The organism is Sorangiineae bacterium MSr11954 (assembly GCA_037157815.1).
Classification (GTDB): Bacteria; Myxococcota_A; Polyangia; order Polyangiales; family Polyangiaceae; genus Pendulispora; species Pendulispora albinea.
This window is the reverse complement of the sequence record CP089984.1, coordinates 9,612,671-9,638,305: the sequence shown is the minus strand read 5'-3', so window position 1 is coordinate 9,638,305 and position 25,635 is coordinate 9,612,671. Positions and strand designations below refer to the sequence as shown.

The 25,635-nt window shown below is 70.7% G+C and carries 3 protein-coding genes; all 3 read left to right on the top strand.

Going from position 1 to position 25,635, the window contains the following annotated elements:
• The first annotated feature begins 349 nt into the window (after positions 1-349).
• The 3 genes from LZC94_37680 (at position 350) to LZC94_37670 (ending at position 25,578) form a co-directional block, all read left to right on the top strand.
• Positions 350-5,521 carry an SDR family NAD(P)-dependent oxidoreductase gene (locus LZC94_37680; protein WXB20298.1) on the top strand — a complete coding sequence of 1,724 codons (5,172 nt, stop codon included), beginning with the start codon at positions 350-352 and terminating at the stop codon, positions 5,519-5,521.
• A 126-nt stretch (positions 5,522-5,647) separates the two neighbouring features.
• The gene (locus LZC94_37675; protein ID WXB20297.1) at positions 5,648-10,828 is read left to right on the top strand and encodes an SDR family NAD(P)-dependent oxidoreductase; all 5,181 of its coding nucleotides are present in this window, start codon (positions 5,648-5,650) and stop codon (positions 10,826-10,828) included.
• The gene (locus LZC94_37670; GenBank protein ID WXB13561.1) at positions 10,825-25,578 is read left to right on the top strand and encodes an SDR family NAD(P)-dependent oxidoreductase; all 14,754 of its coding nucleotides are present in this window, start codon (positions 10,825-10,827) and stop codon (positions 25,576-25,578) included. Before LZC94_37675 ends, LZC94_37670 begins: the two co-directional genes overlap by 4 nt.
• Positions 25,579-25,635: the final 57 nt, after the last annotated feature.

The window sequence follows — 25,635 nt, the reverse complement described above, 5'->3', positions numbered from 1 at the left end:
CGCAGGCGCGGATGCGGTCGCCGATGCAGGCGCGGATGCGGTCGCCGATGCAGGCGCGGACGTGGTCGCAGGCGCGGGTGGGGGTGCAGGCGTAGGTGCAGGCGCGGACGCTGCGATGGGTGCAGGCGCGGGCGCAGCACTAAGCGATGTGGCGTACACGGCGTCGCGTCGTCGGGCGGTGCACGAGCATCGTTTGGCGGTGGTGGCGTCGACGCGCGGAGAGCTGGTGGAGCGGTTGGGTGCGTTCGCAGCGGGGGAGGCGCGCGAGGGTGTGGCGTGGGCGGTGGCGAGCGGGCGCGCGCCGAAGGTGGTGTTCGTGTATCCGGGGCAAGGCTCGCAGTGGGTGGGGATGGGGCAGGAGCTTCGTGCGCGTGAGCCCGTGTTTCGCGAGGCGCTGGAGGCGTGCGCCAAGGCGATGGGTCCGTATCTGGATGGATCGTTGCTCGAAGAGCTGGGCGCGCCCGAGGAGAAATACCACCTGACGCGAATCGACAGGGTGCAACCGATGCTGTTTGCGATGCAGGTATCGCTAACGGCGCTCTGGCGAGCGTGGGGCGTGGAGCCGGACGCGGTGATGGGCCACAGCATGGGGGAGGTCGCGGCGGCGCACGTGGCGGGCGCGTTGAGCCTAGAGGACGCGGCGCGCGTGATCTGCGAGCGAAGCAAGTTGGTGACGCGCGCCGCGGGGCGCGGGGGAATGGCGCTCACGGAGCTAAGTCTTTCAGAGGCGAAAGCCGCGATTGGGAAGTACGGAGAGCGGGTATCGATCGCGGCGTCGAACAGCCCGAGGTCGACGGTGTTGTCGGGCGAGAAAGAAGCGCTGGAGGAAATTCTAAGAGAGCTGGGAGAGCGAGGGGTTTTCGCGCGATGGGTGCGCGTGGACTTCGCATCGCACAGCGCACAAATGGACCCCTTGCGCGGAGAGCTCTTGGAGCGGCTGCGCGGCATTCGGCCAAAGGCCGGAACGGTGGCGATCCACTCGACGTTGCTGGGGCGGGTGATCGACGGGAGCGAGATGGACGCGAAGTACTGGGGGGACAACCTGCGGGAGCCTGTGCTGTTGGCGAGGATGGTGGGACGGCAGCTGGAGGAGGAAGAGGGAACGGTGTTCGTGGAGGTGAGCGCGCACCCGATCCTGACGACGGACGTGGAGGCGTGCGGAGCGAAGGCGGTGCAGCCGACCTTGAGGCGCCACACGCCCGAGCGCGCGAGCATGCTGGGGACGTTGGGAGCGCTGTGGTCGGCGGGTAGTGCGATCGACTGGTCGCGCCAGCACCCGAAGGCTGGCCAGGTGGTCGACCTTCCGACGTACCCATGGCAGCGCCAGCGCCACTGGATCGAACCGCGATCCCGCACCGGCACGCGCCGAATCCGGCAAGGCGCACACCCGTTCATCGGCGACCCCGTCGAGCTGGCCGGGGAAGCGCGCACGACCCTGTTCGAAGGTCGAATCGACGCGGCCCACACGCCGTACCTCGAGGACCACCGGGTCGAGGGGCTCGTCGTTCTCCCGGGCACCGCGTACCTCGAAATGGCGCTCGCGGCCGCGGAGCACCTCTTCGAATCTCATAACGAGACGAATATCCTCGAAAATGCCCCACAGCGTGGCGAGACTCCTGTCCTCGAAAATGTCACCTTCGAAGGCTTGATGGCCCTCCCCACGGCCCCCGCGGGCGCATCGGCCGCGCGCGATGTCCAGCTCCGCGCGACGTCCGACGGTTCCCCTCGGCACGCCTTTCACATTCACAGCCGCGGCGACGGCGCCGATGGCACCTGGACGGCGCACGCATCGGGCACCCTCGGTCGCGCCCCGGCGCGAGAGCACCCCACAATACCGCTCGAGGAGGTGCGCGCGCGCCTCGGTACACACGTTCCCGGGCACGCGCACTACGAGGCGCTGGCCGCGCGCGGCCTCGAGTACGGCGCGCGCTTTCGAGGCGTCGAGGAGCTGTGGCGACGCGACGGCGAAGCGCTCGGCCGCATCGAGCTGCCCGACGCCTTGCGGGCCGAGTCGTCCGCGTACCGCATTCATCCCGCGCTTCTGGACGCGGCGTTTCAGGTCCTCGCCGGCGCGCTGCCGCTCGACGCGACGGGAACGAACGACGCGTACCTGCCCGTCGGCGTAGCCCGACTCACCCTTCGCGACCGCCCCGCCGCGAAGGGTTTCAGCCACGCCGTGCTTCGCACCACCGAATCCGGCGATTTCCAAGGCGACATCACGCTCACCGATGAAAATGGCCGCCCCGTCATCGCAGTCGAGGGGCTTCGCCTGCAGCGCTTCTCCGCCGGGGCGCGCACGGCCCGAGCCGACATCCTCGACGATTGGTTCTACGAGCGCGTGTTCCGCGAGCAGCCGCGCCTCGAGCCGCGGGCGGCGGAGAGCGCCGCCAAAGCGCCCGCCCGCGACTGGCTGATCTTCGCCGATCGAACGATCGCACCCCAGCTCGCGGCGCACGGATTGACGGGGGTTCACGTCCCGCGCGAAGGGCTGGACATCGATCGCCCCGAGGCGTTTGCCGCGCTTCTCGCGGAGCATTTTTCCGGGCGGGCGCCGGCCGGCATTCTCTACCTCTGGCCACTCGACGCTCCCCGGCCCGATGCCTCCGGCGGCCTCACCGCGCTGCACGCCGCCGAGAAGCTCGGCCCCATCGGCGTGCTCCACCTCGTGCAAGCGCTGGTGCAAGCGGGATTCCGCGATCCGCCGCGCCTCTGGATCGTCACACGCGGCGCGCAAACGCTCGACCCCGGCCATCGCGACGCATCGCACGCCGCCGCCATCGAAACCGCGACGCTCTGGGGCCTCGCGCCAACCGTCGCGCACGAGCACCCCGAGCTGCGAACGAGCCTGATCGACCTTTCGCCCGCGTCGCACGACATAAACGAGCTCGTATCGGAGCTCCTCGCCAACGGCTCGGAGGACCAGATCGCCCATCGCGCGAGCGGCCGGTACGTCGCACGCATCGTCCGGCGCTCGTCCAAGGAGTCGACGAGCACGCCGGCGACGAGCAACGAGGCGACGAGCAACGAGGCGACGAGCAACGAGGCGACGAACACGCCGGCAACGAGCAACGAGGCGACGAGCAAGGAGTCAACGAACACGCCGCCAACGAGCAACGAGGCAACGAGCACGCAGGCGACGAGCAAGGAGTCAACGAGCACGCCGGCAACGAGCGAGTCAACGAGCAACGAGGCGACGAGCACGCCGGCGACCGGCTCGGCCTCGCTGGAGCGCGCGGGCGAGCGTCCGTACCGGCTCGTCATCGACTCACCCGGTGCGCTCGACAGCTTGGTGCTTCGCCAGGCCAAGCGCCGCGCACCTGGACCGGGTGAGATCGAGGTGGCCGTGGAGGCCGCGGGGCTCAACTTCCTCGACGTCTTGTCGGCCTTGGGCCTTCGCCCCGATCCGGAGCCCGGCGCGCGCGAAGGCAAAGCGAACGGAGAGGTGCGCCTCGGCGGCGAGTGCTCCGGCAAAGTCAGCGCGGTGGGCGAAGGGGTGAGCCTGGCCGTGGGCGACGAGGTGGTCGGCATCGCGCCATTTGCGTTTGCGTCGCACGCCACGACCGTGGAACGGTTTGTCGTCAAGAAGCCCGAGCGGCTCGATTTTGCCCAGGCCGCGACCATCCCCATCGCCTTCATGACGGCGCAGCATGCCCTCGTGCATCTTGCACGCATCGAGCGGGGCGAGCGCGTCCTCGTTCACGCCGCCTCGGGCGGCACCGGGCTCGCGGCGGTGCAGATCGCGCGCCGCGCAGGCGCCGAGATCTTCGCCACCGCCGGCAGCGAGGCCAAGCGCGACTACCTGCGTTCCATCGGGATAACGCACGTCTTCGACTCGCGCTCGACCGCCTTTGCCGACGCGATCATGACGGCCACCGGCGGCGCCGGGGTCGACGTCGTCCTGAACTCGCTCTCGGGCGACATGATCCCCAAGAGCCTCGACGTGCTCGCGCCCTACGGCCGCTTTCTCGAGATTGGAAAGCGCGACATTTACGAGGACCGCACCATCGGGCTCGCGCCCTTCCGCAAGAACATCGCGTACCACGGCATCGACCTCTCGCGCATGGCGGTGGATCGGCCCCAGCGCTTCGCCGCGCTGCTGGAGGAGGTGATGAGCCTCGTCGCGCGCGGTGAGCTCGATCCGCTCCCCTTGCGGAGCTACCCGCTCTCCGATGCGGTCACCGCCTTCCATGAGATGGCTCGAGCTCGGCACATCGGCAAGCTCGTCCTCCATGGCAGCGGCCCCGACGCGCCCATCGCCCCGCCCGCGGAGGCCGCGACCATCCGCGATGACGTCACGTACTTGATCACGGGCGGTCTCGGCGGCGTCGGGACGGTGCTCGCGCGCGGCTTGGTGGAGCGCGGGGCTCGTTTCATCGCGCTGCTGGGCCGGAGCACGACGCCGTCGGGCGCGGCGGCCGCCGCCTTGGATAGCATGCGCGCCTCGGGTGCCCGCGTGCTCGTCTTGTCCGCGGACGTCGCGGAGGAAGCGCAGCTTGGCGCGGCCCTCGCGACCCTCGATGCGAGCATGCCCCCGCTGGGTGGCGTCATCCATGGCGCGGTCGTTCTCGACGATGGGATCCTGCTGCAGCAGCGCGCGGCGCGCTTTCGCACCGTGATGGCGCCGAAGGTCGATGGGGCGTGGAATCTGCACGTCGCCACCCGCGGGCTTCCGCTGGACTTTTTCGTCATGCTCTCGTCCACTGCGTCCATCCTCGGGAGCGCCGGGCAGTCGAATTATGCGGCGGCGAGCGCATTCCTCGACGCGCTGGCGCTGCACCGGCGCGCCTTGGGGCTGCCCGGCCAGAGCATCAATTGGGGGCCTTGGGCCGAGGTAGGCCTGGCGGCGGCGCACACCAACCGCGGCGAGCGGGGCGCGGCGGCGGGAATGGCCAGCATCGCGCCGGCGTTGGGGATCGAAGCGTTCGTGCGCCTTCTTGGCGAGGGTACACCGCGCGCCGCCGTCATGCCATTTCGCTTTCGTCGCTGGGCGCAGTCGTATCCAAGGGCCGCCGCCGCGCCCATTTTTACCGAGCTCCAACGCGAGGCGGGCGCCGTGGGCGACCAACGCGGCGCGGGGACCTTGCGCGCGAGCTTGCTTACGGCCGACCCGAGCCAACGGCGCGCGCGCATCGAAGCGCATTTGCGCGAGCAGATCGCCAAGGTGCTGCGGCTCGATCCCGCGCGCATCGGGCCCGCCACGGAGCTCAAAGGTCTGGGCCTCGACTCGCTGATGGCGCTCTCCCTGCGGAACCGGCTGGAGGAGAGCTTCGGCGTGCAGCTCTCCGCCACCTTGGTGTGGGGGTATCCCACGGTGGCCGCGCTCGCGCCCTACTTGGCGGAGAAGATGAAGCTCGAGCTCTCCGGCGCCGCCGAAGGCGCAAACGACGAAGGCGTCGAGACAGGGGCCGCGAGGGACGAGGCGGTCGAGGACGACAAGGAACGAAAGCGGCTCGCCGACGCCATGCAGGCGGTGACCGCGCTTTCGGAGGACGAAGCACTTGCTGCGCTGCTCGAGGGTTGATCCGTGAACGAAGGCAAATCCGAAGAGACCATCTCCGCCGTCAAGCTGGCCCTGCTCGCGCGCCAGATGCGGCAAAAGATCGATGGCGTCGAGCTCTTGCAGTCCGAGCCCATCGCCGTCATCGGCATCGGCTGCCGCTTCCCCGGCGGCGCCGACACCCCGGATCGGTTCTGGACGATGTTGGACGAGGGGCGCGACGCCATCGTGGAGGCCCCGCGCGATCGCTGGGACCGCGACGCGTGGTACGATCCCGATCCGGACGCGCCGGGCAAGATGTACACGCGCTGGGGCGGCTTTCTCGAGGGCGCGGACCGGTTCGACGCGGAGTTCTTCGGCATCTCGCCGCGCGAGGCGGCTCGCATGGACCCGCAGCAAAGGCTCGTCCTGGAGGTGGCTTGGGAGGCGCTCGAGCACGCGGGCATCGCGGCCCATCGGCTCGCCGGCAGCGCCACGGGGGTGTTCGTGGGGGTGAGCCTCTCGGACTATGCGGGGCTCCAGTTCGCCGATCTCACGCGCCTCGACGCGTACGCGGGCTCGGGCTCCGCGCCATGCATCGTGGCCAACCGCCTCTCGTACTTCGGTGATTTCCGCGGCCCCAGCATGACGATCGACACCGCGTGCTCGTCGTCTCTCGTGGCCATTCACGGGGCTTGTCAGAGCTTGCGCAGCGGCGAGTCGGATCTGGCGCTCGCCGGTGGCGTGAACCTGATCCTGACGCCCGACACCACGGTGGCCCTTTCGCGCGCGCGGATGATGGCGGCCGACGGGCGCTGCAAGACGTTCGATGCGCGCGCCGACGGTTACGTGCGCGGGGAAGGGTGCGGCATCGTCGTCTTGAAGCGCCTGTCCGATGCGCTGTCCGATCGCGATCGCATCCTCGCGGTGGTTCGAGGCACCGCCGTGAACCAAGACGGGCGCTCGAACGGGCTCACCGCGCCCAGCATCCACGCGCAAATGGACGTGATCCGGCGCGCCCTCGCCAACGGGCGGCTCGGGGGCGAGGAGGTGGGGTACGTCGAGGCCCACGGCACGGGAACGTCGCTCGGCGATCCCATCGAGGTCGAAGCGCTGCGCGAGACGTACGGCGCGCGCTCCAACGGCGCCGCGTGCGCCATGGGCTCCGTCAAGACGAACATCGGTCACCTCGAGTCGGCGGCGGGGGTCGCGGGGTTCATCAAAGCCGTGCTCGCGCTCGAGCGCGGGGCCATTCCGCCGCATCTCCACCTTCGCGAGCTCAATCCGAACATCTCCTTGAGCGGCACGCCGTTCGTGATTCCAACGGAGCGCCGCCCGTGGCCTCCCGGTGCCTCGCGTCGCTTTGCGGGGGTTAGCTCCTTTGGCTTTGGTGGAACCAACGCGCACGTCGTGCTCGAAGAAGCGCCGGTGCTTCCGCCGGCTGCGCGTGCGGTGGCCGTTTCGCCCGTGCGTTCGCTCGGGCTGGAGCTTGCGGGTTCGGTGGGGTCGGAGCCTGTGCGCTCCGTTGCGTTGGACGCAGCGCGATCGGCGGGGGCGCAGCCAGCGGGTTCGGTGGGGTCGGAGCAAGTGCGCCCGGTCGGGCCGGATCGAGCGCGATCGGCGGGGGCGCAGCCAGCGGGTTCGGTGGGGTCGGAGCCTGTGCGCTTGGTGGAGGCCTCGTGCGAGCTCCTCGTTTTGTCGGCGCGGTCGGAGGTGGCGTTGCGTGAGCTTGCGGGCCGTTGGGCGCTTGCGATGAGGATGCGTCCCGGTGAGTTTGGTGACCTTTGCCGAACTGCGCGCATCGGGCGAACGCCGTTCGAGCACCGGCTCGCCGTGGTGGGGCGCAGCGCGGAGGAGGTGGCGGTGCGGCTCGAGGGGGCGCCTTCGTTTCGGCTTGGTGAAGGGCCTCCGCCGCGTGTGGCCTTTCTGTTCACCGGGCAAGGCTCCCAGTACGCGGGGATGGGGCGCGGCCTCTACGAAACGGACCCGGTGTTTCGGAGGGTGCTGGAGCAGTGCGACGAGCTATGCCGCGGTCAGCTCGAGCGGCCCTTGCTATCGTTGCTCTTCGCCGAGGGCGATGCGCAAGGCCCGCTCCACGCGACGGCGGTCACGCAACCTGCGCTGTTCGCGCTGGAGGTGGCGCTGGCCGAGTCCTGGCGCGCGCGCGGTGTCGTGCCCGACGTGGTGATGGGTCACAGCGTCGGCGAGTATGCGGCGGCGGTGGTCGCGGGGGCCTTGCGCCTCGAGGACGGATTGAGGCTGGTCTTGGCGCGCGGGCGTCTGATGCAGGAGCTGCCCGCGGGCGGTGCCATGGTGTCGATCGCGGCGCCCGAGGCGGAGATCGTCGCGGGCCTCGCCGAGGGGACGTGCGTGGCCGCGGTGAATGGTCCCGAGGACGCGGTGATCGCGGGCCCGGAAGACGCCGTCGCAGCGGTGGCGAAGCGGTTCGAGGCTCGCGGCCGCAGGACGACGAAGCTCACCGTGTCGCACGCCTTTCACTCGGCGCTCATGGAGCCGATGCTCGACGCCTTCGAGCGCGTCGCCGCCACCGTCCGCTACGAGGCGCCGCGCATCGCGCTCGTCTCGAACGTGACCGGCGCGCTGCTGCCGTCGGTGAGCGCCGCGTATTGGAGACGTCATACGCGGGCGCCCGTGCGCTTTGCGGCCGGCATGGAGACGCTCGATCGCGAGGGCGTTCGCATTTTCCTCGAGATCGGGCCGCGGCCCACCTTGGTCGCCATGGGCCGTCGCTGCCTGCCCGACGATCGCGCGGCGGCGTGGTTGCCGTCGCTGCGCAAAGGCGAAGACGATCGCGAGCGTGTGCTTCTCAGCCTCGGCGGTGTTTGGATGCATGGTGCATCTATTGCCCTGGACGGTCCCGGACGCCGGACCTCGGCCCCGACGTATCCGTTTCAACGCGAGCGATTCTGGCTCGACGGTGCGGGTCGGCGACCTGGCGATTCCTCGTCGGGGCTCTATGCGCTGGCGTGGCGACCCACGGTCCGTGCCGTGTCTGCTGCGGCGGCATCGACGGGGATGTCTTTCGCGACCCCGACGTCGTCACCTTCTGCGAGCGCGACGCCGACCCCTTCTGCGGGCGCGATGCCGACACCTTCTGCGATCGCGCCGCCGACACCTTCTGCGATCGCGCCGCCGACACCTTCTGCGATCGCGCCGCCGACACCTTCTGCGATCGCGCCGCCGTCGCGCGTATGGCGGGTCGTGGGCGATGGTCAGGGACTCGCCGATGCGCTGGTGACGGCGCTCGAGGCGCACGGCGTGACTGCTGTCCGCGGGGCGGCTGCGGGTGCCAGTGCGGGTGCGCGGGATGCGGCTGCCGGTGCGCGGGATGCGGCTGCCGGTGCGTGGGATGCGGCTGCCGGTGCGTGGGATGCGAGGCGGTTCGAGGGGATCGTCGATCTCGGGGCGCTGGACGTCCATGGGGCGGCGCCGGAGGGAGCCGTGGAGGTTGCGGCGGCGGCGCTGGAGACGATTCAATCGGCGGTCGCGGAGCCGGGGCAGCCTCGGATTTTCTTCGTCACGCGTGGCGGGCTCGATGCGAGCGGTATCGCGGGGCTCGGGCGGGTCCTCGCGGTCGAGCATCCGGAGGCTTTCGGTGGCGTCATCGACTTGGACCCTGGGCCGGGCGATGCGCGGGGGCGCGAAGCTGCGGAGATGGCCGCGGAGCTGCTGGGTGCGTCGTTCGAGTATGTCCGTTTTCGCGGGGGACAGCGGCACGTGGCGCGCCTGGCGCGGATCGAGATGCCCAATGTCGCGGGGCCCGCGCGGCTCGCGCTGCGTCCTTCGGCGACGTACCTCGTGACCGGCGGCCTCGGCGCGATCGGCCTCGAGGTGGCACGGTGGCTCGTCGCACGCGGGGCAACGAACGTGGTGCTCGTGTCGCGAAGCGCGCCCTCGCCGGAGGCTGCGGAGCGGATCGCCGCGCTCGAGGGCGGCAAGGTGCGCGTCTGCGTCGTGCAAGCCGATGTTTCGCGACCCGCAGAGGTCGAACGGGCGCTGAAAGCCGCGCGTGCTCTTGGCCCTCTGCGCGGTGTGATCCATGCGGCCGGTGTGGCCATCGGCGGCCTTCTCGCGCGAACGGACCGCGCCACCTTGGAGCGGGCCATGGCACCCAAAGCCCAAGGTGCGTGGAATCTGCACGCATCGACGCTCGCACGCGACGCGCCCCTCGCACGCGCCGCGGAGCCCGTACACGACGCGCCCCTCGCACGCGCCGCGGAGCCCATACGCGACGCGCCCATCGCACGCGCCGCGGAGCCCGTACGCGACGCGCCCCTCGCACGCACCGCGGAGCCCGTACACGACGCGCCCCTCGCACGCGCCGCGGAGCCCGTACACGACGCGACCCTCGCGCGCAACGCGGCGCCCGTGCACGACGCGCCCCTCGCACGCGCCGCGGTGCCCATACGCGACGCGACCCTCGCGCGCAACGCGGCGCCCGTACGCGACGCGACGCTCGTCGGAGACTCGGCGCTTGCCGGCGGTGGCGACGCGCTCGACTTCTTCGTCCTCTTTTCCTCCGGCGCAGCCCTCCTCGGCGCGCCGGGGCAGGGCGCGTATGCGGCGGCGAATGCGTTCCTGGATGCGCTCGCGCACGAACGGCGCGCGCGCGGGCTTCCGGCGCTCGTCGTGGATTGGGGCCCCTGGACCATCGGCATGGCCGACGTTGCCACCCGCGAACGCTGGGGCACCTTTGGCGTGGAGCCCATCCCAGCGGAGTACGGCCTCGATGTTCTCGAGCGTGCCATCGTGGCCGGGCTCACGGAGGTGGCCGTTCTTCCCGGCTCGTGGCCGCGCACCTTTGCCGGGCGACCCGCCGCCGAAATACCCCCGCTCTTCTCCGAGCTCGTTTCGACCGAAAGCCTCTCGAACGGCGGGTCCGCCGTCCGTGGAGAGCTCCTTCTGCGCCTTCGCGCAGCGCCACCGCCCGAGCGCGAAGAGCTCCTCGCGAGCGAGCTTCAACGCACCATCGCCACCATCCTGCGCAGCGATCCCTCGCGAGGGCCGTCTGCCCGCCAGGGCTTCTTCGACATGGGGATGGACTCGCTCATGGCCCTCGAGCTCCGCAACCGACTGCAGCTCGCGCTCGATACCTCACTTCCGGCGAGCCTCGTCTTCAACTACCCCACCGTGGAGTCGCTCGGCCGATACCTTGCCGCCGAGGTGCTCGGATTCACGGGCGACACCCCTGTCGCGACGAACGGTCGCGCGGCGGCGGCCGCGCGCGACGAGGAGCTCCTCGCGGAGGTGCAAGGTCTCTCGGAGAGCGACGTGGCCTCGGAGCTCGAGGAGTTTGCCGCGCGATTTTTGGCGGAGGAGGCTGCCCGATGACAGAGACCGCGGAGGCGCGTCCTACGGAGCTGACCGCGCAACAAAAGACGCTCCTCGTCCTGAAGAAGCTCCAGGCCAAGGTCGACGCGCTCGAGCATGCGCGCACGGCGCCGATCGCCATCGTCGGCGCGGCTTGCCGCTTCCCGGGCGCCGACGATCCCGAAGCGCTCTGGCGCGTGCTCCGCTCGGGGACCGATACCATCCGCGAAATCCCCGCCGAGCGATGGGACATCGACCGCTTCTACGATCCCGATCCCGATGCGCGCGGCAAAATGTACACGCGCTCGGCCGCCTTCATCGAAGGTGTGGACCGCTTCGACGCGCGCTTCTTCGGCATCTCGCGGCGCGAGGCGAGCCGGATGGATCCGCAGCAGCGGCTGCTCTTGGAGGTAGCGTGGGAGGCCCTCGAACGCTCCGGGCAATCCGCCGCGCGCCTCGCGGGATCGCGCACCGGTGTCTACGTGGGCATCGGCGTCAACGACTATGCGCTCTTGGGTGGCGCCGATCCGGCGGCCATCGACGCTTACTCCGGCACGGGCAACGGTTTTTGCTTCGCTGCGGGCCGTCTCTCGTATCTGCTCGGGCTCCACGGCCCCTCGCTCTCGCTGGACACCGCGTGCTCGTCCTCGCTGGTGGCCCTCCACTTGGCGTGCCAGAGCCTGCGCGCCGGCGAATGCAACCTGGCGCTCGCCGGCGGCGTCCAACTCCTCTTGTCGCCGTTGCCGTTCGTCTTTCTCTCCGGCGCGCGCGCGCTGGCCCCCGATGGTCGCTGCAAAACGTTCGACGCCGCGGCCGACGGATACGCGCGCGGCGAGGGGTGCGGCATCCTCGTCTTGAAGCGGCTGTCGGACGCGCTCGCCGATCGCGATCATGTGCTGGCGGTGGTGCGTGGATCCGCCGTCAACCACGATGGCGCCTCCAGCGGCTTCACCGTACCAAACGGCCTCGCCCAGCGCGCCGTGATCTGCGACGCCCTCGCGGCGGCCGGCGTTCCCCCTGCCGAGATCAGCTATGTGGAGGCCCACGGCACCGGCACATCGTTGGGCGATCCCATCGAAATCGATGCGCTGGCGGGCGCGCTTGGCGCGGGCCGTCCAGCCGATCGTCCGCTCTTGGTCGGCTCGGTGAAGACGAACATCGGTCACCTCGAGGCGGCCGCCGGCGTGGCCGGGGTGCTCAAGGTGGCTATGGCGTTCGAGCACGATCTCATTCCGCCGCATTTGCATTTCCGGACGCCCAACCCGCACATCGATTGGGCGCAGCTCCCGGTGCGCGTCACCGCGGAGGCCACCCCGTGGCCCTCCGGACGGCGCCTGGCGGGGGTGAGCTCCTTCGGGCTCTCCGGCACCAACGCGCACGTCATCCTGGAGGCCGCGCCGGCGCACGTAGAAGAGCCGCACCAAACGCCCGAACGTCCGATCCATGTGCTCACGCTATCAGCGAAGAGCCCCGACGCCCTGTCGGCTCTAGCTGCGCGCTACGCCGCGGCGTTGGACGCGAGCGTCGTGGTATCGGACGCGAAAGACGTGAGCGTCACCGCGTTGGACGCGAGCAGCACGGCGTCGGACGGGATCGTCACCGCGTCGGGCGCGAAGGGCGGGGCATCGGATGCGAGCGTTGGGGCATCGGACGCGAAGGACGCGGCATCGGATGCGAGCGTCGCCGTGTCGGGCGCGAAGGGCGGGGCATCGGATGCGAGCGTTGTGGCATCGGACGCGAAGGACGCGGCATCGGATGCGAGCGTCGTGGCATCGGACGCGAAGGACACGGCGTTGGACGCGAAGGGCGCGGCATCGGATGCGAGCGTCACCGCGTCGACCGCGAAGGGCGCGGTGTTGGGCGCGAGCGCCACCGCGTCGGTCGCGAAGGACGTGGCGTCGGCCGCGAAGGGCGCGGCGTCGGATGCGAGCGTTGTGGCATCGGACGCGAAGGACGCGGCATCGGATGCGAGCGTCGCCATGTCGGCCGCGAAGGGCGCGGCGTCGGCCCCGAGCGCCACCGTGTTGGACGCGAAGGACGCAGCGTTGGACGCGAAGGGCGCGGCATCGGACGGGATCGTCGCCGAATCGATCGCGAAGGGTGCGGCATCGGATGCGAGCGTCGCCGAATCGGTCGCGAAGGGTGCGGCGGCGGCCGCGAGTGCCACCGTGTCGGTCGCGAAGGGGGCGGCGTTGGACGTGAGCGTCACCGTGTCGGACGCGAAGGACACGGCGTTGGGCGCGAGCGCCACGGCGTTGGGCGCGAGCGCCACGGCGTTGGGCGCGAGCGCCACGGTGTTGGGCGCGAGCGGCGCCGGTGGCGTGTCGCGTGTGCTCGTCCAGGTTGGCGATATCGCATTTACCGCCAATACCGGACGAACACCCATGCCCCACCGCATGGCCGTCCTCGGTGCTACGGCGGCCGAGCTCGCGCAGCAGCTTCGCGAAAAATCGGACATTCGCGACGCGGGGGCGGAGGCGCTGGCGGTCCGTGATGTAGGAAAGGCAAAGCCCCGCATCGCATTTCTCTTTACGGGGCAAGGCTCCCAGTATGCGGGCATGGGGCGCGAGCTTTACGAGACGGAGCCCGTCTTTCGCGCGGTCGTGGATCGATGCGACGCTATCGCCGCGCCGCTCTTGCCGGCGAGGCTCTTGAGCGTCCTTTATCCGGAGGAGGGGAGCCCTTCGCCCATCGACGAGACGCTTTACACGCAACCTGCGCTCTTTGCGCTGGAGATCGCGCTGGCCGAGCTATGGCGCTCGTGGGGCGTGGAGCCGTACGCCGTCATGGGCCATAGCGTCGGTGAAATTGCCGCGGCTTGTGCGACGGGGGCCATCGCGCTCGAAGACGGAATGCGGCTCGTCGCCGAGCGCGCGCGGTTGATGGACGGCCTCCCCTCGGGCGGCGCCATGGCGGCCGTCTTTGCGTCGGAGGAACGGATCGCGGAGATCCTCGCCGAGCATCCGTCGGTGACCGTGGCCGCGGCGAATGGGCCGCTCGAGAATGTCATCGCCGGTGAGGCGTCGGCCCTCGATGCGGCTTGCGCAGCGCTGGAAGCTCGATCGGTCAAGACGCGACGCCTCGCTGTCTCGCACGCGTTTCATTCGCCGTGGGTGGAGCCGATCCTCGACCGCTTCGAGGCGGTGGCGCGCGGTATCTCGTTCGGTGTGCCCCGCGCGCGGGTCGTCTCGAATGTCACCGGTGTGCTGGCTGGTGCCGGTGAGCTGGGGTCCGCTTCGTACTGGCGCCGCCATGTGCGCGAACCGGTTCGTTTCGAGGCGGGGATGAAGACGCTCGCGTCGCTGGGGGTGGACGTCTTCATCGAGATTGGGCCGCGCCCGGTGCTGCTTGGAATGGGGCGCAAGTGCCTCCCGGAGAGCGACGCCGTTTGGTTGCCGTCGCTGCGGGAGAGCCGCGGGCGCGCGGGCGATACCAAGCAAATCCTGTCGAGCCTGGCCCGCCTCTGGACGCGCGGCGGTGACGTCGATTGGGCGCTGCTCGACCAGGACCGTCCCCGGCGACGGGTGGTGCTCCCCACGTATCCGTTTCAACGGCGTCGCTATTGGCTCGAGGACGCATCCGAGGTGGACACCTCGCGGGAGGCCGCGCCATCGCGGGAGGCCGCGCCATCGCGGGAGGCCGAGCCATCGCGGGAGGCCGCGCCATCGCGGGAGGCCGAGCCGTCGCGGGAGGCCGCGCCATCGCCGAGCTCCGATTCGGCGTCTCCCGGTGGGGCAGGGAGCCCGACGCCGCTCGCGCGGGAGCTCGCCGAGCTGCCGGCTGCACGACGGCGTGCGGGGCTGGCTTCGCTGGTGGAGTCGCACGCGGCGCACGTGCTCGGGGAGGGGCGGGGCGAGCTCGATTGGGCGCTCGGGTTCTTCGACCTGGGGATGGACTCGCTCATGTCGGTGGAGCTGCGAAAGCGGCTCGAGCAAAGCCTTGGCCGGCCGCTCCCGGCGACGGTGGCGTTCGACTACCCCAACGTGGACGCGCTGGCGGCCTACCTGGAGTCCGTCCTTCTCGGAACGGCCGATACCGCCGTGCGCCCCGCGCGCACGATTGAACGCGGCGAGCCGATCGCGGTGATCGGTATGGCGTGCCGGTTCCCGGGCGGCGCGAACGATCCGGATGCGTACTGGCGCCTGGTGCAAGATGGGGCAGACGCCACGTCGGAGATCCCGCGCGACCGCTGGGACATCGACGCGTATTACGATCCCGACCCCGACGCGCCCGGCAAAATGTACGTGCGCCGCGGCGGCTTTCTCCACGGCGTTCCCATCGACGGGTTCGACGCGGCGTTCTTCGGCATTTCGCCGCGCGAGGCCGTGGCGATGGATCCGCAGCAGCGGATGCTCCTCGAGGTGAGCTGGGAGGCGCTCGAGAACGCGGGGCAGGTGGTGGACCGCCTCGCGGGCAGCCGTACGGCCGTCATGGTGGGGGTGGCGAGCAACGACTACGCGGCGCTCCTCGCGCAGTCGGAGACGGCGGGCTCGGACGCCTACGCCATGACGGGGAACGCCTTCAGCTGCACGGCGGGGCGCATCTCGTTCACCTTGGGGCTCGAGGGCCCGTGCATGCCGATCGACACCGCGTGCTCGTCGTCGGTCGTGGCCGTGCACCTCGCGTGTCAGGCGCTCTCGAACGGTGAAGCGGATCTGGCCATGGCGGGCGGCGTGAACTTGATGCTCTCGCCCATGGCGACCGGGTTCTTCTCGCGCATGCGCGCGCTCGCGCCGGACGGTCGCTGCAAGACCTTCGACGCCTCCGCCGATGGTTATGTGCGCGGCGAGGGGTGCGGCATGGTCGTCCTCAAGCGCCTCTCGGACGCGCAACGCGATGGCGATCCCATTCTGGCGCTCGTCCGAGGGTCGGCCGTCAACCACGATGGGCGCACGAGCGGCCTCACGGTGCCCAACGGTCCCGCGCAGACCGCCGTGATCCGCGACGCGCTCGCCGCCGCGGGGCTCGCGCCCCGGCGCGTCGGGTACCTGGAGGCCCACGGCACCGGCACCCCCCTCGGTGATCCCATCGAGGTGCAGGCCGCGGCCTCCGCGCTGGGCGACGGCCGAACCCCGCTGAACCCGCTGGTGCTCGGCTCGGCGAAGGCGAACATCGGGCACCTCGAAGCGGCGGCCGGGATCGCGGGGTTCATTCGCGCCGTGCAAATGCTTCGGCACGCCGAGCTCCCGCCGCTCGCCCACTTCACCCAGCCGAACCCGAACATCCCTTGGGCCGAGCTGCCCGTCATCGTTCCGACCGCGCGCGTGCCATGGGTGGCAGGTATGGCCGGCGAGGAGACGCGCATCGCCGGCATCAGCTCGTTCGGCATGAGCGGCACGAACGCGCACGTCATCGTGGAAGAGGCGCCCCGGTCGAGTGCGGAGGAGACGCCCCGGTCGAGTGCGGAGGGCGCGGCCCGCGCGACCGTGGAGGAAGCGCGCCGGGCGATCGTGGCCGAAGCGCCTCACGCGACCGCAACCACGACCACGACCACGTCCGCCAAGGCACCCGATGGCGTCGCCCCCGAAGGCCGAGCACATCTGCTCACATTCAGTGCCCGCGCGCCCGAGGCCTTGCGCGATCTTGCGCGCGCGTATCGGAAGGCGCTGGCCGGCGCGCCCACTCCAGAAGGCGTGGCATCGCCATCATCGGCTGGCGCGCCACCGCCGTCGTCACTCGAGGACCTTTGCTACACGGCCGCCGTGAGACGCTCGCACCATGCGTACCGCGCGGCCGTCGTGGGGGAAACGCGCGAGACGCTCGTGGCGCGGCTCGATGCGTTCTTGGCGCGGTCGGAGGCTCCTTCGCCGGCGAAACGGAGGAAGCTCGTCTTCGTCTTCTCCGGACACAACTCGCAGTGGCTTGGAATGGCGCGCGCGCTCCTCGACGACGAGCCGGTCTTCCACGACGCCGTCGCCAGGTGCGCGGAGGAGCTCCGAAAGCACGCGCCGTTCGACGTCATCGACGTGCTCCGCAGCGAGCGGGATCGCTACGATGAAATGGCGGTGACCCAGCCCGTCATCTTCGCCGTGCAGGTGGGGCTGGCCGCCCTCTTTCGCGCGTACGGCGTCGAGCCCGACGCCGTGGTGGGGCACAGCATGGGCGAAATCTCCGCGGCGCACGTCGCGGGCGCCCTGAGCCTCGCGGACGCCGCGCGGATCATCTGCGCCCGAAGCCGACTGCTCGAGCGGGCAGGGACGGCGAACGAAGGCGCCATGATGGCCGCGGAGCTCTCCCTCGACGAGGCGAAGGACATCGTTCGCGGCCTCGAGGACCGCATATCCATCGCGGTCGCCAACGGACCGCGGTCCACCGTGCTCTCCGGCGATCGCGCAACGCTCGATACCATCGTCGCCCAGCTGACGGCGCGCAACGTGTTCTGCCGGCGCCTGCGCGTCGCCGTGGCCGCCCATAGTCCGCACCTCGATCCGGTGCTGCCGGAGTTACTCGCCGCGCTCGAGGGGATCGCGCCCGGCGTTCCCCGTGTTCCGATTTATTCGACGGCGGCGGCCGGCGATGGCCCGGTCGCCAACACGCCCTTCGGACAACCCGAATACTGGGTGACCAACCTTCGCGCATCGGTGCTCTTCTGGCCCGCGCTGGAGCGCCTCCTCGGCGACGGCTACGATGCGTTCCTCGAGGTTTCGCCGCACCCCATTTTGACGAACCCCATCGACCAAGGTGTGCTCCACCTCGGCCGGCAAGCGCTGGTCGTCCCCTCGCTGCATCGGCCCGAGCTCGAGAGGGGCGTGCCGTACGACGCAGACCCGACGTCCGAGGCGGCAGCGCACCCCGATGCCACGCAGATTCGAGAGGCGCTCGCGGCGCTGCACGTGGGCGGCGCCTCGGTGGATCTGGGCCGCCTCTATCCCAAGGGCCACGTCGTTCCAACGCCCGCGTACCCATGGCAGCGCAAACGCTACTGGATCCCTGCGCCGGAGGAGACGGCGCGCACGGAGCCCACGCGCCGCCTTCACCCCCTCCTCGGCGCCCGGGTGACGGCGGCGCGCCCACCACGCGAGCACCTCATCGCGCTGGATCCGGACGTGGGCTCGCTCGCATTCCTGCGCGAGCACATCGTGCTCGGCCTGCCCGTCGCCCCCGCGGGCGCCCTGGTCGAAGCGATGCTTGCGGCCGCGAGCGATACCACCTCGGACCGTCTCGCCATCGACGATCTGACGTTCGTCGCACCGCTCGAAGTCCCTCCGGACGGACGCCTCGCGGCGCAGCTCGTCCTCGTCCCCACCGCACCGGAGACGTCCCCCGTGGACGGCTTCGACCTCGCCGTGTACTCCGGCGACGGAGCATCGCCCGCCGCAACGGCGCGCATCGTGCGGATCCCCGAGGCCGCCCACACCATCCCCGCGCCGCTCGCGCTCTCCGACATTCGCGCCCGATGCCGCGAGGAGATGCGCGCCGCCGACGCGCTTTCGAGCTTGGCGGAGCGCGGCCTCGCACTTCGCGCCAGCTACCAGGGCCTGGAGCACGTCTGGCGCGGCCGCGAATCGGGCGAAATGCTCGCGCGCCTGCGCATCCCCGAAGCACGCGCCGCCGAGGTGGGGCTCTTTCGCGTGGACCCGCCCACGCTCACCATGGCGCTGCTCCTCGCCGGGCTCGACACGGACTCCATCGCGTTGCCCGTATCGATCGAGCGGCTCCGCACCTTCGCGCGCGCCGGCGCTGCCGTGTGGGCCTACAGCCGTCCGCGCGAGGACGGAAAAGTCGACGTACGCATCGCCGACGACGCGGGCCGCGCGCTCGTCGAGGCCGTCGGATTGCTCCTCGGCCCCGCGGATCGATCGCTCCTTCGACGCGCCGCCCAAAGCCATCTCTCGGACTGGCTCTACGAGCTCGTGTGGGAGAAAAAACCGCGACCTTCCGCCCCCGACGACGAGCGCGCACCCTCGCGCGAAGTGGGACGCTGGATCGTCCTCGCCGATGCTTGCGGGTTGGGCGATGCCCTATCGCACGCTCTGGTGGCGCGCGGACAGCACGTCGTTCGCGCGGAGGCCGGCACGCGCGGGGCACCCGCACCGTTCGAGGCCGATCATTATACGGTGGACCCCACCTCCACGGAGGACATCGCATGGCTCGTCGCCGAGACGTCCGCAGGCGGGCCCCTTCGCGGCATCGTGCACCTTTTCAGCTTGGACGCGCCCGAGACCGATGCGCTCGACGTGGAGTCGCTCACCGCGGCCCAGAAGCTCGGCGCGGGAAGCATCCCGCCCATCGTGCAGGCGCTCGTCCGCGGCGCGCAGCAGGCGAAGCTCTGGATCGTCACACGTGGGGCGCAACCTGCGGACGGCGAAACTCCCTTGGCCATCGCACAGTCGCCCATCTGGGGCATCGGACGCACCGTGGCCCTCGAGCACCCGGAGCTATGGGGTGGCCTCCTCGATCTGGAGCCCTATGCCGGGATCGATTTTCCGCAGCTGGCCGACGAGCTCACGCGGCCCGATCTCGAAGATCACATCGCCTACCGAGGCGGCGAACGCCTCGTCGCGCGTCTCGTGCGCGCCCGCGCGGAGCAGACCCCGCCGCCGGCCCTGCGCCCGGATGCGACGTACCTGGTGACCGGCGGCCTGCGCGGCCTCGGCCTCGAGGTCGCACGCTGGCTGGTGGACGAGGGCGCGAGGCACCTGGTTCTCACGGGTCGCGGAGGCCTGCCGGAGAGCGCCGCGCCCGTCGTGCGGGCGATGGAAGCCTGCGGAGCCACGGTTCATGCCGTGGCAGCCGATGTCTCCGACGAGGACCGAATGGCGGAGGTCCTCGCCGACATCGGCCGGCGAGGTCGCCCGCTGGCCGGTGTGATTCATGCGGCAGGCACCTCGCGGCCGAAGCTGCTCGTGGATACCGATCCGGCCACGGTCGACTTCTTATTTGCACCCAAGGTCACCGGCGCCTTCGTGCTCGATCGCCTGATCGGCGACCGCCCGCTCGACTTCTTCGTCCTGTTCTCGTCGGCGGCCGCCACGTGGGGCGGTGGACTGTTGGGCGCCTACGGCGCGGCGAACCACTTCCTCGACGCGCTCGCGCATGCGCGGCGGCGTCGGGGCGCGACGGCGGTGAGCATCGATTGGGGCGGGTGGGAAGGCGGCAGCATGGTCGCCGACATGAGCGACGAGGTGAAGGCGTACCTCCGCGAGCTCGGCTTCGAGATGATCCCCAACGCCCAGGCATTGGAGGTGCTAGGACAGTTCCTCGGCGCGGGGGCCGCGCAGCGCACGGTCGCTGCGATCGATTGGAGCAAATTCAAGCCGGTGTTCGAGGCCCGAAGGCGGCGCCCGTTGCTCGATCGCATCGAGGTGCGCAACGTACGAGGCGCCGCGCCCCGCGCCTCCGACCTCGTGCAAAAGCTCGGGACGGCGTTGCCCGAGGAGCGCTTGGGGTTCCTCGTCGCGCACGTGCGGGCTCGGGTGGCCGAGGTCCTCGGGCTCGAGGACGGCGGAACGCTCGAGTCCGAGCAGGGCTTCTTTCAGCTGGGCATGGACTCGATCATGAGCGTTCGCCTGCGCCAGCGGCTCGAGTCCGACCTCGGTGTCGCGCTTCCGCCCACCGTCGCCTTCGAGTATCCCACCGTCGGTAAGCTCTCCACGTTCCTTTTGGGCGCGCTGCGGGTCGGCGCGACGGGCACGGAAACGACGCACGCGGAGACGACGGGCGCGGAGACCCAATCCGCGAAAGCGCGGCCCGTCGAGTCGACCGTCACCAGAACGATCGCCGTCAAATCGACCGTCGCCAAAACGATCGCCGTCGAATCGACGGTCGCCGAAACGACGTCTGCCGCTCTGGACGAACCCATCGCCGTGATGGGCCTCGCATGCCGCTTCCCCGGCGCGGACTCACCGGAAGCTTTCTGGCGCCTGCTCGCCGATGGCATCGACGCCACCGGTGAGGTCCCCGTGGATCGCTGGGACGCCGCCGCCTGGTACGATCCGGATCCCGACGCGCCGGCGAAGATGTCCACGCGCCGCGGCGGATTCGTCGCCGACGTCGACCGCTTCGACGCACGCCTGTTCGGCATCAACCCCCGCGAGGCGGCGAGCATCGATCCCCAGCACCGCCTCTTCTGGGAGCTCGCGTGGGAGGCCCTCGAGCGCGCGGGCCACGCCCCCGACGCCCTCGCCGGCTCACGAACCGGCGTTTACGTCGGCATCAGCAACAACGACTACGCGCACCTGCAATCGGCCCTCCGCGATCTCGCCGACCTCGATGGAACGATGGCGACCGGCAACGCCCTCAACTTCGCGGCCGGGCGCCTCAGTTACATGCTCGGCCTGCAGGGCCCCGCCATGGCCATCGACACCGCGTGCTCGTCGTCGCTCGTGGCCGTGCACCTGGCATGTCAGGGCTTGCGCAACGGCGAGACCGATCTTGCGATCGCCGCGGGTGTCAACCTGATGCTCCACCCCGCCACGAACGTCATCCTCTCGAAGGCGCGGATGCTCGCCCCCGACGGTCGCTGCAAGACATTCGACGAATCGGCCGACGGCTATGGCCGCGGCGAGGGGTGCGGCGCCATCGTCCTCGCGCGCCTCTCCGACGCCGTGGCCTCCGGCGCGCCCATCCTCGCCGTCCTTCGCGGCTCCGCCGTCAACCAAGATGGACCGTCGAGCGGCCCCACCGTGCCAAACGGCCTCGCGCAGCGCGCCGTCGTTCGCGCGGCCCTCGCACGAGCAGGCGTGGAGCCGGCCGAGGTCGGCTATGTCGAGGCACACGGCACCGGAACGTCGCTGGGCGATCCCATCGAGCTTCGCGCCTTGGGCGCTGCGCTTGGCGAGGGACGCCCCGAAGGGAGACCCTTCACCGTCGGATCGGTGAAGACGAACATCGGCCACCTCGAGTCGGCGGCTGGCATCGCGGGGCTCATCAAGGTGGTCTTGGCGCTGCAGCATCGCCAGATCCCGCCGCACCTTCATTTCCGAAAGCCCAACCCGAACATCCCCTGGAACGAGATCGCGGCCATCGTCCCCACCGCGCTCACCCCGTGGACCGCCGAGCACGGACCGCGCATCGCCGGGGTCAGCTCCTTCGGAGCGAGCGGCACCAACGCGCACGTCATCGTGGCGGAAGCCCCGGAGCCTGCGGCCGTCTTCGGCACTGACCCACCGAAGCCCGCGACCGCCGCGCGCCACCCCGAGGCGGACCGCCCGCTGCACGTCCTTTGCCTCTCGGCGCGCCGCGATGCTGGGTTGCCGGTGCTCGCTGCCCGCTACGAGGCGTTCCTCGCGGAGCACCCGCAGATCGCCCTGGCCGACGTCGCACACGCGGCCGCGATCGGGCGCGCAGCGCTTCCACACCGCGTCGCCATCGTTGCCCCGGACTCCGCCGCGGCGCGCGAAAAGCTCTCGCACGTGGCCCGCGAGCCCCGCGCCGAAGACGTTCGCGCGCTCGACCTACCGGGCATCCACGCGGGCCGCGCGCGCGCCGAGCGCCCGCGGATCGCGTTTCTCTTCACCGGCCAGGGAGCGCAATTTGCGGGAATGGGACGCGACCTCTACGAGCGCGAGCCCGTCTTTCGAGACACGCTCGACCGCTGCGTGGCCGTCCTCGATCCGCTCTTGCCGCGCCCTCTCTTGCCGGTGTTGTTCGCCGGGTCGCCGGACGAGGAAGGCGCGCTCCACGAGACGGCGATGACCCAACCCGCCATGTTCGCCTTCGAGATCGCGCTGGCCGCGCTCTGGCGATCGTTCGGCGTCCAGCCCGATGCCGTCCTGGGCCACAGCGTGGGGGAGGTCGCGGCCGCGTGCGTGGCCGGCGTCTTCTCGATCGAAGACGGCCTGGCGCTCATCGCCGAGCGCGGCAAACGAATGCAAAGCTTGCCGGCCGGCGGCGCCATGGCCGCCATCTTCGCGCCGGTGGAGCGGGTTCACGAGGCGATCGACGGTCACGACGGCGTTGCGATCGCCGCCATCAATGGCCCTTCGGAGACGGTCGTCTCGGGCGAGGCGGAAACGATCGCGGCGCTGCTCGCGCGCCTCGAGCCGGCCGGGGTCAAGGGACGCACCTTGCAGGTGTCGCACGCGTTCCACTCCGCGCGAATGGATCCGATCCTCGACGCCATCGAGGCCCGCGCCGCCGCCATCGCGCTGACATTGCCCCGGGTGAAGCTCGTCTCCAACCTGACGGGCCGCCTCGCGGGCGCCGAAATCGCCCGGGCCGGCTACTGGCGACGGCAGGCGCGCGAGCCCGTGCACTTCGCCGAGGGCGTGCGGCAGCTGCGCGAGCTCGGCGTGGATACGTTCGTCGAGATCGGGCCGAAGCCGGTGCTTCTCGGCATGGCGCGCCGTTGTCTCCCCGAGGGCGGCACCTGGCTCCCTTCGCTCCGCGGCAACGAGCCCGCGCACGCCACGCTCTTGGGCAGCCTCGCCCAGCTCTGGGTCCAAGGCGCGCCCATCGATTGGCGCACCGTGCACCAACGCGGTACCCGCCCGCGCCCGGTGCTCCCGACATACCCGTTCCATCGCGAGCGCCATTGGATCGAACCAACGCGTCGCCCCGACGCCGTGCGCCCCGACGCCGTGCGCCCCAACGCCACGCGCCCGGACGCCGTGCGCCCGGACGCCACGCACCCCGGCGCCGTCGCACCCCTCATTCCCGCCACAACCCCGGCGGCCGCGATCCCCACCCCCACCACCAACCCACTCCTCGGCCAACGGATCCCATCCCCCATGGCGACCGTCTTCGAGGCGCGCCTCGACGCGCGCGCCCTGGCCGTCCTCCGCGATCACCGCGTCTACGACCGCATCGTCGTCTCCGGCGTGGTGCACCTCTCCATGGCGATGGCCGCCATCGCGACCCTCCGCGGCGCCCCCGACGGCGATCTATCCATCGACGCCATCGCCTTCTCCGAACCCCTCGTCCTCTCGGAGAACGCCCCCCTGACCGTCCAGAGCGTGCTCCAGGGCGACCCCGAGCTCACCGATACGTCCTTTCAGCTCCACAGCTTGGACACCGAAACGAACACCTGGCGCCTCCACACCTCGGCCAACCTCCGCGCGCCCAACGCGCCGCCCATCCTCCCATGGGACAGCGCGCCCATCGACGAGCTGCGCGCGCGCCTCCCCGAAACGATGACCGGCGACGACTTTTACCGCGACCTCTGGAAGGACGACGAACACCACATCGGACCGAGCTTCCGCCTGGTCGAGCGAATCTGGCGCCGCGACGGCGAAGCCCTGGCCGAAATCCGCGTCCCCGAGCCCACCGCCGAGACCCCCGAGCTCCTCGTCGAGCTGGCCATCGCCGAAGCCTGCGGCCAAGTCACCCGCGCCGCCATGCCCGAGCGCGGCGCGGGCGCCGGCGTCCACCTCGCGGTGGGCCTCGACCGCTACCAAGCCGCGCCCCGCGATCCCAACCCGCCCGCGGCCCGCGCCACACGCCGCTTCTGCCATGTGCGGCTGCGCGTCGGCCACGATCGCGGCGACGCCCTGATCGGCGACGCCCGCGTCCTCGACGAAGCCTCGCGCGTGCTCTCCGTCTCCAGCGGCCTTCACTTCCAACGCGTACCGCCCGAAGTCCTCCGCCACGCGGTGAGCCGCCGCCGCGCCCCCAAACGCGCATCGACCCTGACCCGCGCCAAGCTCCTCGCAGCCGCCGCCACCCAGCGCGAAGCGCTGCTCCTTCACTACCTCCTCGGCCTCGCCTCCTCCGCCTCCGGCCTTGCACCGAGCGACATCGACCCCGAGCTCTCCCTGCGCGATCTCGGCCTCGACTCCCTTCGCGCCGTCGAGCTCCGAGGCTCCATCGAGCACGATCTCGGCCTCGATCTCCCCGTGGTCGAGCTCATCGAAGGCCCAAGCCCCCGAAGGCTCGCCGTGCGCCTCCTCGCCCTGCTCGGCGATACCGCCCACGCGCCACCCCCGGCACCGGATACTGCAAAAACGCCGTCACCATCACAGAAAATTGAAAAATCGCAGCCACAGACACCGGACACCACACAACGCTGGACCCGACGGGAAGCGCGCCCCAATTCCACCCTTCGCCTCTTTTGCTTCCCCTTCGGCGGCGCCGGCGCCTCCGTCTTCAACGGCTGGCAAAGCCACCTCCCCCCGCACATCGAAGTCTGCGCCATCCAGCTCCCGGGCCGCGAGGACCGCATCAAGGAACCCCCGGAGCCGCACCTGACATCGCTCCTCGATGCGCTGGAGACCGCGATCCTCCCGCTCCTCGATCGTCCATTCGCCTTCTTCGGCGTCAGCATGGGGGTCATCGTCGCCTTCGAGCTCGCGCGCCGCCTGCGCCGCCGCTTCGGCCTCCAACCGAGCCACCTCTTCATCGCCGCCGCCGCCGCCCCCGATCAGCCCCCCAACGCCGAGCTTCGCGCCATGGTCACGAGCCTGGAGCCGGGCCCGCTGGCACGCATCCGTCACCTCGCCCGCGCCCTGCCGGCCCGCGCCTCGGGTACCTCGCGCACCCCGCTCCCACCCATGCTCGACGAGGGCGTCCTACGCCGCTACGGCCTCGTCCCCGACTCGCTCCTCGACGATCCCGAGTTCGTGCGCGCGCTCTTGCCGGTCATGCAAGCCGATCTCGCGGTCGTCAAAGGCTACCGTTTTCAGCGCCAGCGCGCCTTCCTATGCCCCATCTCCGTCCTGGGCGGAGAGCGCGACGTCCTCGTGCGCAAGGCGGATCTCGCAGGTTGGAAGCGCCAGACGAGCAGCACTTTTACGATGCACACCTTCCCCGGCGCGCACCTGTTCGTTCGAACGGATCGCGCGCGGGTCCTCGAGACCCTTGCCTCCGAGCTTCGCCCGTATCGAAAACCTTAGCCCCACCGAGGACGAGCCGATGCCTTTACCGCCCGCTTCCCGACTTCCTTCCGCCGC

What these genes read in the sequence shown, in the direction of transcription:
- LZC94_37680 (WXB20298.1), top strand. Translation starts at nt 350, where the DNA reads ATGGGGCAGGAGCTTCGTGCGCGTGAGCCCGTGTTTCGCGAGGCGCTG.
- LZC94_37670 (WXB13561.1), top strand. Translation starts at nt 10,825, where the DNA reads ATGACAGAGACCGCGGAGGCGCGTCCTACGGAGCTGACCGCGCAACAA.